The organism is Agrobacterium radiobacter (assembly GCF_040801995.1).
Classification (GTDB): domain Bacteria; phylum Pseudomonadota; class Alphaproteobacteria; order Rhizobiales; family Rhizobiaceae; genus Agrobacterium; species Agrobacterium radiobacter.
The window spans coordinates 1,922,814-1,938,562 of sequence record NZ_JBEGHX010000001.1 but is presented as its reverse complement, the minus strand read 5'-3'; the positions used below and the strand labels follow the sequence as shown (position 1 = coordinate 1,938,562).

The 15,749-nt window shown below is 59.3% G+C and carries 13 protein-coding genes; 6 read left to right on the top strand and 7 right to left on the bottom strand.

Annotated features, from left to right (window positions below):
- Window positions 1-47: 47 nt before the first annotated feature.
- Together bglA and aac(6') are read left to right on the top strand one after the other, a co-directional pair.
- Complete coding sequence (bglA, locus tag MRBLRC7O_RS09705; protein WP_080866350.1) at window positions 48-1,712, top strand: beta-galactosidase BglA; 1,665 nt, start codon at window positions 48-50, stop codon at window positions 1,710-1,712.
- Window positions 1,709-2,161, top strand: a complete 453-nt coding sequence (gene aac(6'), locus MRBLRC7O_RS09700; protein WP_080866349.1) for an aminoglycoside 6'-N-acetyltransferase — start codon at window positions 1,709-1,711, stop codon at window positions 2,159-2,161. Before bglA ends, aac(6') begins: the two co-directional genes overlap by 4 nt.
- A 191-nt stretch (window positions 2,162-2,352) precedes the next feature.
- Here the strand turns inward: aac(6') and ade are convergent, their stop codons facing one another.
- A complete protein-coding gene (gene ade / locus MRBLRC7O_RS09695) occupies window positions 2,353-4,047 on the bottom strand; it encodes an adenine deaminase (RefSeq protein WP_080866347.1) in 1,695 nt (564 codons plus the stop codon).
- Between the two features lie 278 nt (window positions 4,048-4,325).
- Between ade and MRBLRC7O_RS09690 the strand changes: the two genes are divergently transcribed.
- Window positions 4,326-5,270, top strand: coding sequence for an HD-GYP domain-containing protein (locus tag MRBLRC7O_RS09690; protein WP_080866346.1), 945 nt, complete (start codon window positions 4,326-4,328; stop codon window positions 5,268-5,270).
- Here MRBLRC7O_RS09690 and MRBLRC7O_RS09685 read toward each other — a convergent pair.
- A complete protein-coding gene (locus tag MRBLRC7O_RS09685) occupies window positions 5,267-5,779 on the bottom strand; it encodes a GNAT family N-acetyltransferase (protein ID WP_162687092.1) in 513 nt (170 codons plus the stop codon). The genes MRBLRC7O_RS09690 and MRBLRC7O_RS09685 overlap by 4 nt on opposite strands.
- The gene (locus MRBLRC7O_RS09680; protein ID WP_004430102.1) at window positions 5,776-7,965 is read right to left on the bottom strand and encodes an anthranilate synthase; all 2,190 of its coding nucleotides are present in this window, start codon (window positions 7,963-7,965) and stop codon (window positions 5,776-5,778) included. Before MRBLRC7O_RS09680 ends, MRBLRC7O_RS09685 begins: the two co-directional genes overlap by 4 nt.
- A 282-nt stretch (window positions 7,966-8,247) precedes the next feature.
- On the opposite strand from MRBLRC7O_RS09680, the gene MRBLRC7O_RS09675 reads away from it, so the two are divergent.
- Window positions 8,248-9,192, top strand: a complete 945-nt coding sequence (locus MRBLRC7O_RS09675; RefSeq protein ID WP_080866345.1) for an extensin-like domain-containing protein — start codon at window positions 8,248-8,250, stop codon at window positions 9,190-9,192.
- Between the two features lie 56 nt (window positions 9,193-9,248).
- On the opposite strand, the gene MRBLRC7O_RS09670 is transcribed toward MRBLRC7O_RS09675, so the two are convergent.
- On the bottom strand, window positions 9,249-11,489 hold the full coding sequence (locus MRBLRC7O_RS09670) for a TonB-dependent hemoglobin/transferrin/lactoferrin family receptor (RefSeq protein WP_080866344.1): 2,241 nt from the start codon (window positions 11,487-11,489) through the stop codon (window positions 9,249-9,251).
- A gap of 343 nt (window positions 11,490-11,832) precedes the next feature.
- Here MRBLRC7O_RS09670 and MRBLRC7O_RS09665 point away from each other — a divergent pair, with 343 nt between their 5' ends.
- Window positions 11,833-12,354 carry a TIGR00645 family protein gene (locus MRBLRC7O_RS09665; protein WP_004430114.1) on the top strand — a complete coding sequence of 174 codons (522 nt, stop codon included), beginning with the start codon at window positions 11,833-11,835 and terminating at the stop codon, window positions 12,352-12,354.
- 100 nt (window positions 12,355-12,454) lie between these two features.
- Window positions 12,455-13,171, top strand: a complete 717-nt coding sequence (locus MRBLRC7O_RS09660; RefSeq protein WP_004430116.1) for a helix-turn-helix transcriptional regulator — start codon at window positions 12,455-12,457, stop codon at window positions 13,169-13,171.
- A gap of 31 nt (window positions 13,172-13,202) precedes the next feature.
- On the opposite strand, the gene MRBLRC7O_RS09655 is transcribed toward MRBLRC7O_RS09660, so the two are convergent.
- From MRBLRC7O_RS09655 to MRBLRC7O_RS09645, 3 genes are all read right to left on the bottom strand, one after another.
- Window positions 13,203-14,360, bottom strand: coding sequence for a DUF2333 family protein (locus MRBLRC7O_RS09655; protein WP_080866343.1), 1,158 nt, complete (start codon window positions 14,358-14,360; stop codon window positions 13,203-13,205).
- A 238-nt stretch (window positions 14,361-14,598) separates the two neighbouring features.
- Window positions 14,599-15,051 carry a pseudoazurin gene (locus MRBLRC7O_RS09650; protein WP_004430118.1) on the bottom strand — a complete coding sequence of 151 codons (453 nt, stop codon included), beginning with the start codon at window positions 15,049-15,051 and terminating at the stop codon, window positions 14,599-14,601.
- Window positions 15,052-15,164: 113 nt separating this feature from the next.
- A complete protein-coding gene (locus MRBLRC7O_RS09645) occupies window positions 15,165-15,746 on the bottom strand; it encodes a thymidine kinase (protein ID WP_004430120.1) in 582 nt (193 codons plus the stop codon).
- Window positions 15,747-15,749: the final 3 nt, after the last annotated feature.

Below are 15,749 nucleotides of genomic sequence, written 5' to 3'. Positions count from 1 at the left end.
GCCGCGTCGGCTTTATATTCTCCGCTCAAACCATCAGGAGATCGCCCATGCCGCTAACCCATGCCCCGGTCCACAAACCCCAAGCGCAATCGGACTGGTGGAAGGGAGCGGTGATCTATCAGGTTTATCCGCGCTCGTTTCAGGATACGACCGGTGACGGATATGGCGATCTTGCCGGGGTGACGAAACGTCTGCCCTATATCGCCTCGCTCGGTGTCGATGCCATCTGGCTCTCGCCCTTCTTCACCTCGCCCATGGCCGATATGGGTTATGACGTTTCCGATTATTGCAATGTCGATCCGATGTTCGGCACGCTTGCCGATTTCGACGCCCTGATGGCCGAGGCGCACCGGCTGGGCTTGAAGGTCATCATCGATCAGGTCATTTCGCACACGTCAGATCAGCATCCCTGGTTCGTGGACAGCCGTGCCAGCCGCACCAACAGCAAGGCCGACTGGTATGTCTGGGCCAATCCCAAGCCGGATGGCACGGCGCCGACAAACTGGCTTTCCGTGTTCGGCGGACCGGCCTGGGAATGGGACGGCGTGCGCAAGCAATATTACATGCACAGCTTCCTCGCCTCGCAGCCGGACCTGAATTTTCACAATCCCGAGGTTCAGGATGCTCTTCTCGAAACCGTGCGCTTCTGGCTGGATCGCGGCGTGGACGGTTTCCGGCTCGATACCGTCAACCACTATTTCCACGACAAGCTTTTGCGCGACAACCCGCCGCTTTTCGACGAGGAAAGTTTTGGTCTCGATGCGTCCGACGTCAATCCCTATGGCATGCAGGATCATCTCTACGACAAGACACGGCCGGAAAACGTGGCTTTCCTGAAGCGTTTCCGCGCGCTGCTCGATGAATATGAAGGCCGCGCCACGGTGGGCGAGGTGGGTGACGGGGCTCGGTCGCTGAAGACGGTTGCGGCCTATACGTCCGGCAACGACAAGCTTAACATGTGCTACACCTTCGATCTGCTGGGACCGGATTTCAGCGCGAAACACTTGCGCGGTTCGGTCGAGACCTTCGGCAAGGTGGTGACGGATGGCTGGGTCTGCTGGGCCTTTTCCAACCATGACGTGGTGCGACACCTCAGCCGGTTTTCCGAAGGTACTGAAGAACAGACACGGGTTGCGAAGCTCGCCATCTGTGTCCTCGCCAGCCTGCGCGGCTCCATCTGCCTTTATCAGGGCGAGGAGCTGGGTTTGACCGAGGCCGAACTTGCCTTCGAGGATTTGCGCGATCCCTACGGCATCCGCTTCTGGCCCGCCTTTAAGGGCCGTGACGGGTGCCGCACGCCGATGGTGTGGGAGACCGGCAAGCCGAATGCCGGCTTTTCAAGCGCTGAAAAGCCCTGGTTGCCGGTGCCCTATGTCCATGCCATGCAGGCCGTGGATGCGCAGGAGCGCAAGCCGGATTCGGTTCTGAACCACTATCGTGCGGTTTTGTCTTTCCGCAAAGGTCACGGCGCGCTGCGCGATGGGGACATGCACTTCATCAAGACCAATCTCGATGTGCTGGCCTTCACGCGCCAGAAGGGCGACGAAAAACTGCTGTTCGTTTTCAACCTGACGCGCGAGGCCCTGGAATTTCCGATACCGAAAGGCATGCGGGTCACGGATATCCTGCCGATGCCGGGTTTCGCGCCGCTGTTCGATGCGGGGATTGTCAAGCTCGATGGGCTGGATGTGTTTTGCGGGACAGTTGTATGAGCGGTCCATTCGTCATCGGAAACGCTGCCGACTATCGGGATGACTGGTGTCTTTTGCGACACCGCCTGTGGCCGGATACCACGCCTTACGAACATAGGGCGGAGTTGCAGGACGTCTCCGACGCCGGGGCTGGATTTATTGTCCACGATCCGGCGGGAGCGGCCATTGGTTTTGCCGAGGTCAGTCTGCGGCGGGATTACGTCAACGGCTGCGACACGTCGCCCGTGGCGTTTCTCGAGGGAATTTATGTCGAGGAGACGTTTCGCAGACAGGGCGTTGCCGCAGCGCTCGTGGCCGAAGTAACCCGCTGGGCCATCAGCCAGGGCGTCACCGAATTCGCATCCGATGCCGATATTGCAAATGTCGATTCCCATCGCATGCATGCGGCGCTGGGATTTGAGGAAACGGAGCGGGTGGTTTATTTCCGCAAGCTTCTGCCTTCGGATTGAGGGGCAGAGGCACAGCAGATGCTTCCCTCATTCCTGTGCTTGTCACAGGAATCTAGCCAGCCCAAGTCGTTGGGCTGAAAAGACTCTCTCGCCGCGCAGACGCGCGTCGACTGGATTCCTGCGACAAGCACAGGAATGAGGCTGGCGTTTCATGCGTGTTTCCCGTCTTCCGCCGAGGCATTTTCCGCCAATCAGATCAGCGCAAACCGATCCACATCCACCATGCCCATATCCGAAATCTTCAAATGCGGAATGACGGGTAGCGGCAGGAAGGCCACTTGCAGGAAGGGTTCTTCCAGCGTCGTGCCGAGCGCATAGGCTGCTTTTCTGAGTGTGTGCAGCGTATCGCGAACGGTCTCATAGGGTTCGAGGCTCATCAGCCCGGCCACGGGCAAAGAGATCTCGCCGGTGACCCTGCCGTCTTCCACCACCACGAAACCGCCCTTGATTTCGCCGAGCCGGTTGGCGGCCAGCGCCATGTCGTCCTCGTTGACACCGACGACGCAGATATTGTGGCTGTCATGGCCGACGGTTGAGGCGATCGCGCCCTTCTTCAGGCCGAAGCCCTGAACGAAACCATTGGCGTGGTTGCCGTTCCTGCCATGGCGTTCGATGACGGCAACCTTGATGATGTCGTTCTCAAGATCGACGGTGGTCTGGTTGCCATCCGTCGGCAGCTTGTAGCGGCGGTGCTCGGTAATGATCTTGCCGGGAAGCACGCCCATGACCGGGCTTTCGCCTTCCGTGACCGGCACGCCGAAATGGGCCGCCAGCACCGGCCTTGCCTTGACGCTGTCGAGACCCACGGGTGCAACCGGTTTGCGGGTGGCAAACAGGGCGTCATCGACGATCCGGCCACCGGAAAGCACCATGCTGGCCTTGCAGTTCTGCAGGCTGTCGACGACCACGAGATCGGCGCGCCAGCCCGGTGCAACGAGACCACGATCGCGCAGGCCGAAGGCCTTGGCGGCGGAAATCGAGGCGGCGCGGTAGATGGCGAGCGGCTCGACGCCGCTGGCGATCGCCGTGCGGATCATATAGTCGAGATGGCCCTGTTCGGCGATATCGAGCGGGTTGCGGTCATCGGTGCAGAGCGCCAGATAGGGCGACAGTCGCTCGGTTATGATTGGCATCAGGGCGTGCAGGTCCTTCGAGACCGAGCCTTCGCGCACCAGAATATGCATGCCCTTGCGGATTTTCTCCAGCGCCTCCGGGGCGCTGGTGCATTCATGTTCGGTGCGGATGCCGGCGGCGAGATAACCGTTCAGCGCCGTTCCGGACAGAAGTGGCGCGTGCCCGTCGATATGCTGGCCCTGGAAGGCCTCGAGCTTTGCCATGCACACCGGGTCCTTGTGGATGACGCCGGGAAAATTCATGAATTCGGCAAGGCCGATGACCTTCGGATGATCGCGGAACGGCAGCAGCTTTTCGATCGGCAGATCGGCGCCTGATGTTTCCAGATGGGTCGCGGGCACGCAGGAGGAGAGCTGCACGCGAATGTCCATGATGGTTTCCATGGCGCTGTCGAGGAAGAACTGAAGCCCCTCAACACCGAGAACATTGGCGATCTCGTGCGGGTCGCAGATGGCGGTGGTAACGCCATAGGGCAGAACGCAGCGGTCGAATTCGTGCGGTGTCACCAGTGACGATTCGATGTGGAGATGCGTATCGATGAAACCCGGAACGACGATTTTTCCGGAAATGTCGATTTCCTGTCGGCCCTTGTAGTTCTCGCAGGTGCCGACGATGGTGTCGCCACAGATGGCGATATCCGACGCGACGAGTTCTCCGGTAACGAGGTCGAAGAAGCGTCCGCCCTTGAGAACCATGTCCGCCGGTTCACGGCCCGTACCCTGGTCGATACGCGTTTCAAGTCTGGAATTCATGCGGGTTTCTTCGGCTCCTGATTTGCGTCGTATGCGATAGTTTTCACTATTTACATTCTAAGGTTGTTTCTTGGTCTATCCGGATTGATTCTTTGAGTTTTAAATATATCCGGAGTAAAAAATTTTCATATTTGTGTTATCTAATCTTTCAAGGCCCAGGTTTAGGCAAGTTGGGAAGGCTTGACTTCACCTTTATAGTTTGGCCGGTTGCGCGCCGACATTTTTTTTGAATTGCGGTTTCAGGTTATCATTCCCGGGAAGGAAAATAAAAGCATCTGATGCTCAAACGAATTTCCACCCAGCAACTGACGCTTGGCATGTTTATCGAAGCGGTCGAAGGAACGCTTTCGAACCAGGGATTTTTAAAGCGGCACCGCTTTCTTTTGCGGCATGAGGAATTAATGCGTCAATTGAAATTGAGCGGCGCCGAAAGCATCGTCATCAACACGGCCAAGGGGCACGACACCGAAGGCAGCAAGCGTTCTGCAGCCGTTTCACCGCCATTGTGCAATTGCCCGGAAACCGTGGCTGCCGTTACCCATGCCGTACGCTCGGCCGCCGATACCATTGCCGAAACCTTTGCCTCCGCTGAAGCCGGCGGCAGTGTCTCGCTGAAGGGCATGGCTGCGGCGGCGGGCAAGATTTCCGATGCCGTGCAGTCGAACCCGGCGATTTTCATCGGCGTCACCCGCCTGAAATCGAAAGACGAAACAACGTTTGTGCACTCGGTCTCGGTCAGTGGCCTGATGATTCTTTTCGGTAATTATCTCGGGCTCGACAGGGGAACGGTCAATCTGCTCGGCATCAGCGGGTTGCTGCATGATATCGGCAAGGTGGAAATCCCCTCTTCGATCCTCAACAAGGCGGAAGGATTGAGCGCCAGCGAGCGGGAGATCATCAATCTTCACCCGGCATTCGGCCGGGATATATTGTCGCGCAACGCGCAGATGCCATCAATGGTGCTTGATGTGTGCTTCAATCATCATGAGCGGATGGATGGCGGCGGTTATCCGAGTGGCCGTGCGGGCGGCGAGATCAGCCTTTACGCCCGTATCGCGGCGGTCTGCGATGTCTATGACGCCGTGACCTCGGTCAGGCCCTACAAGAAGCCGTGGACGGCGAATGAAGCGCTGACGTGGATGCTGCGCCGGGAAGGGCATTTCGACATGCAGCTTCTGAAAAAATTCGCCCTGTGTATTTCGGCGTCGCTGCCGAGGGGTTAGCTGCCGAAGATGATCGCCATGTTGAGGCTGTCGATGTGACGCCCGTCGATCAGGACGGCGTCACGGCCCCGGCCTTCATGCACGAACCCGATCTTTTCATAAAGCGCAATTGCTCTCGCATTGTCCGCATGCACGTTTAGCTCGACACGGTGCAGCCCGCATTGACGGGCGGCATCGAGTGTCCGCCGCATCAGCCGCGCGCCAAGTCCCTTGTCACGATAGGAGGGAAGGATGCCCATGCCGAGCGTGCCGCAATGGGCGCGGGTTGCCCTGCTCTGGCGGCGAATATCGCACCAGCCGGCCACCTCGCCATCCGCAATCGCCACGAATTGCGGATGGTCGTTTTCGATCATGTCGAGAACGAAGGCGCGAACCGAATCGAGCGGCGGCGCCTCCAGGAAGCTCAGATATTTCCGCTCGCGCGATACCGCATCGAGAGCACGGTGAAAGCTTTCAACGTGCTCTGCCCGGATGGGTTCGATGCTGATGGCGTCGGTAGCCACCATCATGCCGCCTTCGTCTTCGCCTTGCGGGTCAGATGCACCACGACATTCTCGATCATCCGCATGCCGGCGTCCTGGCCGAGCGTCATGATCGATTCCGGGTGGAACTGAACGGCGGCCACCGGTTCCTTGGCGTGCTCGATGCCCATGATCGTGCCGTCCTCGCTTTCCGCCGTGATGATGAAATCACGCGGAAGGGTGGCGGGGTCGGCGAAGATCGAGTGGTAACGGCCGACGGTTACTTCCTTGCCGAGACCGGAGAAAACGAGGCCGGGTTCCAGCACGCGGATGCGCGAGGGCTTGCCGTGCATCGGCACCGCAAGCTGGCGAAGTTCGCCGCCATAGGCTTCCGCCAACGCCTGAAGGCCAAGGCAGACGCCGAAGATCGGCAGGTCACGGGCGCGGGCGGCCTTGATCGTCGCCTTGCAGTCGAAATCCGTCGGGCTGCCCGGTCCGGGCGAGAGCACGACCAGATCGGGCTGGAAGCGATCGAACACATCAGCTGCGACCGGCGATCTGACAGTGGAAACCGTGGCACCCGTCTGGCGGAAATAATTCGCCAGCGTGTGCACGAAACTGTCCTCGTGATCGACGAGCAGGATCTTGACGCCGTTGCCCACCTTGGCGGCATCGCGCTTGGTGGCGGCCGAGTTGGTGCCCTTTGCATCGCGAATGGCTGATATCATGGCGGAGGCCTTGAGTTCGGTTTCTGCTTCTTCTTCCTGCGGATTGGAATCGTTGAGCAGCGTCGCACCGGCGCGCACTTCTGCGATGCCGTCCTTGATGCGGATGGTGCGCAGCGTCAGGCCGGTATTCATGTCGCCGTTGAAGCCGACCATGCCGATCGCGCCGCCATACCAGGCGCGCGGGCTCTTTTCATGGCCTTCGATGAAGCGCATGGCCCACAGCTTTGGCGCACCGGTGACGGTGACGGCCCATGCGTGGCTGAGGAAGCCGTCAAAGGCGTCCATATCGTCGCGCAGGCGACCCTCGATGTGGTCGACCGTGTGGATGAGGCGCGAATACATCTCGATCTGGCGACGACCGATGACCTTCACCGAACCCGGCTCGCAGACGCGGCTCTTGTCGTTACGGTCCACATCCGAGCACATGGTCAGCTCGGATTCGTCCTTTTTCGAGTTGAGCAGTTTCAGGATCTGCTCGCTATCAGCAATCGGGTCGTCACCGCGCTTGATGGTGCCTGAGATCGGGCAGGTCTCGATGCGGCGGCCGGAGACGCGCACGAACATTTCCGGCGAAGCGCCGACCAGATATTCCTGGTGGCCGAGATTGATGAAGAAGGAATAGGGCGAGGGATTGATCGCCTTCAGGCGGCGCGAAATCGCTGATGGATTGCTTTCGCAGCGCTCCATGAACTTCTGGCCGGGAACGACCTCGAACAGATCGCCGCGGCGGAAGCTTTCCTTGGCCTTCACGACAAGTTCGGAATATTCGCCGGGACGGTGATCGCCCTTGGGCGGGATCGTGTCGGTGGTCTTGAACGGCTCGGGTGTGATTTCGGAGGACTTGCCGTCCGTCGTCGCGCCGGCCTTTTCGAAATCGTAACGGTCGATCCAGGCCTTGGCGGAATAATGGTCAACGACGAGGATTTCATCGGGCAGGAACAGCACCATGTCGCGCTGGTCTTCCGGCCGCGCCAGCGACAGCTTGATGGCGTCGAACTGGAAAGCGAGATCGTAACCGAAAGCGCCGAACAGGCCGATTGCCGAATCCGCATTCGAATAGAAAAGGTCGACGATGGCGCGCAGCGCAGTGAAGACGGTCGGGATTTTCGAACGTTCTTCCTCAGTGAAGACGCGGTCCGGTTCGTTGACGGTGAGATCGAGGCGGCGTGTGGTGGAAGCGCCAAGCGTGAGATCGGGCGTCGCCTTCAGCTTTTCGGTGATGAAGCCAAGCAGCACTTCGCCACGGCCATTATAGGCCTCGATCCACATCTTGCGGCCAAAACAGGAGATACCGAGCGGCGGATCGATGATGGCCGTATCCCAGCGGGTGTAACGGCCGGGATATTCATAGTTGGACGAGAAGACCGCGCCGCGATGGGAATCGAGCTTTTCGATATAATTATCGATGGCGTTGGCATAGTCGGCGGGCCGGCGTTTTCGGCTGACCTTGATGCCGCCTTTCGTCTCGTAGGTTTCCGCTCCGTCATCCTGAATGATCGTTACCATTTCTTTCGTACTTCCTGTTGTTCAGGCCCGATGACAGGCGGCAAAATAACAAAAAAGCCGCCTGAAAATTCGGGCGGCTTGGACTTTGTCTGAAGACATGACTGGTCAAGGCCGCGAAAAGCTGCCCCACCACCAGTTAGCAATGTTCTTAGACACGATATTCATGGGGAAATTGTTAGCGTGCACGATCCGCCTTGGCAAGCGGATTTCGGCAAGGGAGTGAACCTTACCGGCCGCCGCTGCGTTGCTCTCCTGCCGAAACGGTCAGGAGTGCCCCGAAAAATGCTTCATCGCCTGTGTCTTCTGGTAGCCACCTTCGCATTGATTTCCGCCTCTGAACCGCCGGCGCAGGTACCGGTGCCGCAGCCAAAACCGGGCGAGGGGCAATCCTCCACCCCCTCGGAAAAACCATCGGACGAGACGCCGCAAAGCCCGGCGGAAGCGCCGAAACCGACCCCTAAACCGCAGCGCCCGGAAGAGCAGAAACCGGACGCGAAGCCGCAGGCTTCGGAGGAGCAGAAATCGGATGATAAAAAGACACCCGCTGATAAAGATTCCGATGACGCCAGAAAGGAAGGCGAGGGCAAGGACGACGGGGAGCGTAAGAAGCCCGGTGACGAGGCGGCCAAACCCGACGAGAAACCACCGGAGCCGGTGAAACCGGAAGATCCGGCCGCACTTCAGGCATGCCTTGGCGCGTTGAAGGAGATCGGCGCTGAGTTCAAGCAGCTTGAGCCGATCCGCGATGCCGAGCAGGGGTGCGGCATCGAAGCGCCTGTCGAGCTTTCCGTGGTTCTGCCCGGTATCAAGCTGGAACCATCGGGCACCATGCGTTGCGAAACCGCGCTTGCGCTTTCCCGCTGGACCAAGGAGATGATGTTGCCGGCGGCGGCTCTCGCTTTGCCGGAGAAAAAGGTGACGGCCATCGCCAACGCCTCGACCTATATCTGCCGCAACCGCAACAGCGCGGAAAACGGCAAGATTTCCGAACATGCCAAGGGCAATGCCGTGGATATTTCCACCATTTCCTTCGACAAGGGTGAGCCGCTGGTGATGAAGCCGCGGGTCGAGGACGGGACGCCGGAAGGCGCTTTCCAGCGCACCATCACCGCCGCCGCCTGCCTGTTCTTCCGCACGGTTCTTTCGCCCGGCAGCGACGCGACCCATCAGGATCACCTGCATCTCGACGTGCTGGAGCGCAAGGGCAGCTATCTCTATTGCCGCTGACAAAAAAGGGGCGACCCGAAGGCCGCCCCGACTGGAGATGATATTTCCGCCCGGATTTAGAATTTCTGGGTCAGGGAGATTTTGAAGGTGCGGCCTGCTTCCGTGTAGAAATCGACGGGCTGGTTGACGGTGCTGACGGAATTCGGGTTCACGTCGCGGACGCCGACCCCATTCCAGTATTTCCTGTCGAACAGATTGTAGATACCGGCCTGGATGCGCAGGCCCTTGGTCTGTTCCGGCTCCCACCAGCCGGTCAGGTTGAAGACGCCGTAGCCGGGGGCATCGAAGGTGTTGGCCACCCTGTCGTCACGCATGCCGGACGAGAAGACGCCGGTCAGTTCCGTACCCCAGACATCCTGCGCATAACCGACGCCGAGGACGGACTTGAACGGCGCGACCGTGCGAATGAACTCGTTGGTATCGGTGTCCTTGCCATAGGCGTAGGCAAGCGAGGCATGGGCGAAGAAGCCGTTTGCGAGATCCTTGCGGACCTTGGCTTCGACACCGGAGATTTCGACATTGTTGCGGTTGCGATAGGTGAAGAGCGATCCGTTGCCCCTGCCGCCGAAGCCGGGGAACAGGGTGGTCGAGGTCGTGTATTGCTCGATGAAGTTCTTGTACTTGTTGTGGAACAGCGTCAGGCTTCCCGTCAGGTCGCCGGAGGCATAGTTCGCGCCGATTTCGAAACCATTGCTGGTCTCGGGGTTGAGGGCGGAATTGCCGACAACAGCGTAGCCGGAGCTGATGTTGGAGAAGTTCAGGTACAGTTCGTTGATCGTCGGGGCACGATAGGCCATCGACCATTGTGCGAAGAGCTGCAGTTCCGGGGTAACGTCGTAAGTTGCAAGAAGCTTCGGCGAAAAGCGTGAGCCGCTGTTGCCGCTCGGCAGGCCGAAGGTTCTGTAGCCGCCATTGCTGGAAACCGAACCGTCAGGGTCGTAATCGTAGGAATCGAAGCGCAGGCCGGGGGTAAGACGGAAGCCGTTGCCGAAGGCGATTTCGTCATCGAGATAAAGGCCGAGGCTCTTGCCGCTCACGTCAGGCATGTCCGATTGCGAAGACGAGGTCGATCCGGCCGTATTGGCGAATAGTTCCTGGCTGAAATCGGTCGTCATGGCGTTGCCGCCGAAGCGGACTGTGTGCTGCACGCCGCCAAGCTCGAAACCGGATTCGAGGCCGCCGACGATGCCGAATGCGCTATTGCGCATGCTGTCTTCGCGAATATAGAGCGAATTGTTGGTCAGGCGGTCGCCCGCGCCGGACTCCTTGGAAAGGCGCGTCCAGTAAAGCGAGAGATTGGCGGCGTCGATCACGCCGTCGGTCGAGGGCGCCTCGTATTCATAATCGAGCGATACGCGGTCACGCTCGGTGTCCTCGTAACCCCGGTAGTCGCCGATCCGGTAGGTCGATCCCGATACGCTGACGCCCTGCAGGGTCTTCATGTCACTGCGGTCTCTCAGCGAATAACGCTCGGCCGTCAGCCCGATGCGGTGACCGCCTTCAAGATCCTGGCGGATCTTGAACATTAGGTTGCTTTCATAGGTATCGGCGGGGTTGGGCTTGGTGCGGCGCGTTCCGTAGACGTCGGCCGTACCCTTGTTGTCCGTCTCGTTGCCGCGCTTGTAGGAACCCTGGAACAGGACCGAGGTGTTCTCGATCTTTTTGGCGACGGCGATCGATCCGCCGACACTTCTGTCTTCGCTGTCATAGGTGGTCTTGGCCACACCACCCCAGTCCCTGCCTTCGCCGATCAGGTCTTCCGGCTCGAGCGTGCGCAGCACGAGCGCGCCGCCGAGAGCACCGGAGCCAATGCGGCTGGAATCGGCGCCGCGCACCACATCAACAGTCGAAAGCGAGGAAAAATCGAAGCTCGAATTCGTATTGCTCAATGTGGTGGTGGCCTGACCCTGCCGGGCAAAGTTTTCGAAGAAGGGAACGGGAATATTGTCGATCAAAGTGACGACGCGCGCGCCACCGAGGCCGCGAATGAACAGGCCGCCGGGCCGGCCGGGCTTGGCATCGACATAATCGACGCCCGGCTCCGTGCTGTTGCCGAGGTCCTTGATGCTGCCGATGTCCTTCTTGCGGATGTCTTCCGCCGTGGTCTGGCTTGCCAGCGGCGTGTCGGCGGCGGCATTGGCGCTTTTGACGCGCTTGCCCTTGACCACGATCTTTTCAAGCGTCGTGGTGCCGTCCGCCTGCGAAGCGGCATCCTGCGCCCGTGCAGGGCCGACAAGCGGCAGGAGAGAGATGGCAGTGCACAGAAGCAACGCGGACTGCGTGCGCGAAATGGACATGAAGTACCCCCAGGTAGACGCGCGAATAGGCCACGGCGTGCGAAAGCACGCCGCGTTTGCCGCCGCGGCTGAAACTGTTTTGATTGTTACGGGCGAGCCGATAATCGAGGACTAAAAAACATGACGATAACTGTCAACATATTATATATGACTTTTTACATCATGTTTTAAAGCATAACGGTATGTTGCAAAAATACGACGCTTATCCCCCAGCGGCGTCTGGCCGGCGAATGGGTGCGAAAACGCCGCGATACGGTCAAAGTCCCGACATTGCCGCTTGCTAGGATATTGGCAGCCAGTTTACATGGCGAAACAATAAACAGATTATTAATCGGATACGGAAATGAAGTCTCTTGAACTGCTCGTCGAGCGGATCATTCTCTCCAGCCGCTGGCTGCTTGTGGTCTTTTATCTCGGGCTCGTTGCGGCGCTCGCGGTCTATGCCTTTTCCTTCATGCTCAAGTTTCTGAAGGTTGCAAAAAACGTCTTCACTTACGACGAAGCGGATATGATCCTTGCCATGCTCGGGCTGATCGATGCGGCGCTGGTCGCCAGCCTGATCGTCATGGTGATGATCTCCGGTTACGAGAACTTCGTCAGCCGCTTCGACGAGTCGGATGCCGAGGTTTCGTTTCTGGGCAAGCTCGACTCGGGCAGCCTCAAAATCAAGGTCGCGTCGTCGATCGTGGCGATTTCATCGATCCACCTGCTGCAGATATTCCTCAACGCCAGCCAGTATACGGACAGCCAGCTGATGTGGTTCACCATCATTCATCTGGCTTTTGTCGTCTCGGCGGTCATGCTCGGTTTCCTCGAAAAACTGATGGCAAAGCCGAAGGACAAATCCGAAAAGCCGGTGCTTTGATCAGGATGGTCCAGCCGATATGAAGGTCGCAACCCCGTCTTGGCCATGCCGCATGTTTCTCGCTCCGGGCAGCGCGTCCCGGCGCGGCGAGGGCGCGTGAATGGCGAAGACGGAGCGCCAGGCCAGACTTTGTGACGATCTGTCGGCTGCGGCCGACAAATCCCAATGGCTGGAGGCGCTGCGGGAGGTGATGCGCGCCTTCGGTTACGCTTATGTGACCCTGCTGCGGTTACCCGGCGGCCAAAATGTTTATGCCTTGCCCACGGTCGTTGAAAGCAGCCTGCCGATCTGGGTTGTGAATGCGATGACCAAGGATGGCGCACTTGGGGATTGTCCCGTCATCAAGCGCGGCGCGTCATCGATGATGCCGCAATATTGGTCGCTGCAGGACCCGGATATTGCCGGTGGACCGCTGCTGCATGCGGCGGCCTCGCTAAGCAGCATGGGCATTACCTCCGGTCTCATGGTGCCGGTGCACGGCATGTACGGCAACCGGCATCTGATGAATTTCGCAGGCGATCGCGATGTCTTGCCGCAAGCCTCGCTGAACGAGCTGAGCATGATCGTGCTGCATGCGCTGGAGGTTTATGACCGCCTTTGTCGCGCCAATTCCAGGGGTCCCTCGCCACTGACGAAACGGGAACTCGACGTCGTGCGCTGGACGGCGCAGGGAAAGACCTCCGTGGAGATCGCCGAGCTTCTCTCCATCTCGGAACATACCGTCAATGCCTATATGAACAACGCCATCCGCAAGCTCGACTGCGTCAACCGCACCCAGCTCGTGGCCAAGGCCATACGCCTTGGCCTGATCGACTGATCGGCACTGTCGTTCGGGGCAGGCCTGCGCCTTACCGGTCGAGAACCGAGCGAAGCTCGACGAGATTCGAGCGCACCCGTAAAACGTAAAATCCCATGGTGGCGAGGTGCGACGGCATGATCCAGCCGCTTTCCTCACCATTGGAAATGATCGCCGGCTGGATGCGCAGCGCCGCGCGGGTTTGCAACAGCGTGTCGTTCCACAGGTTGGTCAGGTTACGCTCGCGGATGACCTGCGCGAAGTCCGATCCTGCGGCGGAAAGCACGCCATAATAACCGTAGAGCTGGCCATAAGCGAACCAGAAGCGGTCATCGGCGCGGGTGTCGAACCAGCCGCCATTATAGTTTTCCGAACGCTCGCGAAGGATCGCCGAAGTCGAACCGATGTCGCCGGCGATACGATCGATGAACTGGATCAGGTTGTCGGCGCGGGTGTCAAAAACCGCCTTGCAGGCCGTGAGTTCGCCGTTGAAGGCCTGGAAGCTGCGGATGGCGGCGCGGTAATAGCTGGGGGTCGGCGTCTTCGGGCCGAAGGGATCGAGACCGAAATACCAGGAATATTCGCTGAACTGCATGTTGCCGCGCGCTTCCTGGAGATTGTTATTGATGCCGGAGGTTCCGCGCACGCGGCCGAGCGTATCCACCAGTTCAACAGAGGTGCGGCGCACGGCCTGATTTACACCGCGCTGGAACGAGGCCTTGTTGTCCAGAAACGGCGTGCTGTCCCAGTCCATGCCGAAGAGGCCGAGACGATAGAGCAGCATGGAGGAAATCCAGGCGTTCTGGTTGACGTTGAAATCGGTGAGATCGGCGGCGGCGTCGACGATGCCCGAACGCTGGCAAACAGGCGCGGACGTGTTCGCGGCGGCACCCGTTGCGCCGGCGGGCGACGTCGGGCTGGCGGCCGGCAATTCCTGTCCTGGCGGCACGGTACGTTCGGCAAGCTTGTAACGGGAAATGTAATCCGGATCGAAATTGCTCCAGACCTGCGTTTGCCAGACGAAATATCCGTAAAAGCCGGCAAGCAGGATGAGAACCAGTGCGATTGGGCCCTTGATGATCCAGTTGCGGCCTTGATACCAGCCATGGGCAGCCATGAAGGGCCACAAAAGCCAGGCGACGAGAAGACCGGCGGCCCTGCCGATGGCGCTGAAGGCTGCCTGAATCCAGGCGGTGATCCGGTCGATCATGTCGTCATAGTCTCCTCTGCCCGTGGGGCTGGACGCCGGAAGAAAGAACCTCGGTCCGGCCGAACCCTTCGGCGCTTCGTATAAACCGCGGTCATTTACTGTCTTCCAGATATGTCCCGGTCAACCGGGATACAACATGATTGCGAAACTTTTCTCAACCTGCGGTCCGCGCCGGCCGTTATGGCTTTCCACACCGATTGTGGAACAACGGCCGCCGCGGAACCGAAGGGATATGCGGTTAGAGGCCGAGCTTGGCGATCTCGTCATTCAGCCGGTCGCGCGCCTTTTTCGGCAGTTTGCCGTTCTTGACGGCGTCAAGATTGGCCGGTGCCGCATCGCCAACGACGACGAGCGCGATCATGCCCATGCCGAGATGCGGTGTGCATTTGACGACGTAGGCGCCTTCCTTCTCGACCGTCACCTTCACCGTCTCGTTCATCTTGCCCTTGAAGTCGGCGACACCCTCAGGGATCATGTCCTTCACGGCTGCCGCATCATGACCCTTGTCGACCGGGACGAAGGTGATGACGTCGCCGACGGCGGCCTTGACGGTCGCGGGTTCGAAGACCATCGCCTGGCCATCGCTGCCCTTGTTGAGCATCTTCACTTCGATTTCGGCAGAAAGGGCGGGAAAGGCGAAAAGACCTGCGAGAATGGCGAGGCCGGCGAATTTGGCAGTTCTGTTCTGCATAATTTTGCTCCTGAGAGAAAGCACATCCACGCGAATGTGTCGCTGTCGTCTTAGCCCGGGAGCAGGGCAGCCATCTTTGCGGAAAATCAAATGCGGCAACCGGACGCAGATGCTCACTCGCCCTTGAACGTCTCCACCCAGTGGCGGCGGCAGAAGGAAACATATTTCTCGTTGCCGCCGACATCGATCTGTGCGCCTTCCGTCACGACCTTTCCTTCATTGTCGAAGCGGGCCACCATCGTTGCCTTGCGGCCGCAATGGCAGATGGTGCGGATTTCGCGAAGCTCGTCGGCAATGGCGAGGAGTTCTTTCGAGGCCGGAAAAAGCTTTCCTTGGAAATCCGTGCGCAGGCCGTAGGTCATGACCGGAATGTTCAGTTGGTCGACAATCTCGGCAAGCTGCCAGACATGGTGTTCGGAGAGGAAATTGGCCTCGTCGACGAAAACGCAGGCGACCGGCCCTTCGGCATTGTGGGCCGATACCTCGGCGAACAGGTCGGTATTTTCATCGAAGGTCAGGGCGTCGGAGGAGAGGCCGATGCGCGAGGCAACGCGGCCGACACCCGCCCGGTCGTCAAAGGCCGCCGTGAAGATCAGCGTGCGCATGCCGCGTTCGTGATAATTATAGGACGCCTGCAGCAGCATGGTCGATTTGCCGGCATTCATCGTCGAATAATTGAAATAGAGTTTTGCCATTAT

Coding starts and splice junctions, on each gene's coding strand:
- MRBLRC7O_RS09665 (WP_004430114.1), top strand. CDS start 11,833: ATGAAGTCTCTTGAACTGCTCGTCGAGCGGATCATTCTCTCCAGCCGC.
- MRBLRC7O_RS09670 (WP_080866344.1), bottom strand. CDS start 11,489: ATGTCCATTTCGCGCACGCAGTCCGCGTTGCTTCTGTGCACTGCCATC.
- MRBLRC7O_RS09685 (WP_162687092.1), bottom strand. CDS start 5,779: ATGATGGTGGCTACCGACGCCATCAGCATCGAACCCATCCGGGCAGAG.
- MRBLRC7O_RS09680 (WP_004430102.1), bottom strand. CDS start 7,965: ATGGTAACGATCATTCAGGATGACGGAGCGGAAACCTACGAGACGAAA.
- MRBLRC7O_RS09660 (WP_004430116.1), top strand. CDS start 12,455: ATGGCGAAGACGGAGCGCCAGGCCAGACTTTGTGACGATCTGTCGGCT.
- MRBLRC7O_RS09645 (WP_004430120.1), bottom strand. CDS start 15,746: ATGGCAAAACTCTATTTCAATTATTCGACGATGAATGCCGGCAAATCG.
- bglA (WP_080866350.1), top strand. CDS start 48: ATGCCGCTAACCCATGCCCCGGTCCACAAACCCCAAGCGCAATCGGAC.
- ade (WP_080866347.1), bottom strand. CDS start 4,047: ATGAATTCCAGACTTGAAACGCGTATCGACCAGGGTACGGGCCGTGAA.
- MRBLRC7O_RS09675 (WP_080866345.1), top strand. CDS start 8,248: ATGCTTCATCGCCTGTGTCTTCTGGTAGCCACCTTCGCATTGATTTCC.
- MRBLRC7O_RS09690 (WP_080866346.1), top strand. CDS start 4,326: ATGCTCAAACGAATTTCCACCCAGCAACTGACGCTTGGCATGTTTATC.
- MRBLRC7O_RS09655 (WP_080866343.1), bottom strand. CDS start 14,360: ATGATCGACCGGATCACCGCCTGGATTCAGGCAGCCTTCAGCGCCATC.
- MRBLRC7O_RS09650 (WP_004430118.1), bottom strand. CDS start 15,051: ATGCAGAACAGAACTGCCAAATTCGCCGGCCTCGCCATTCTCGCAGGT.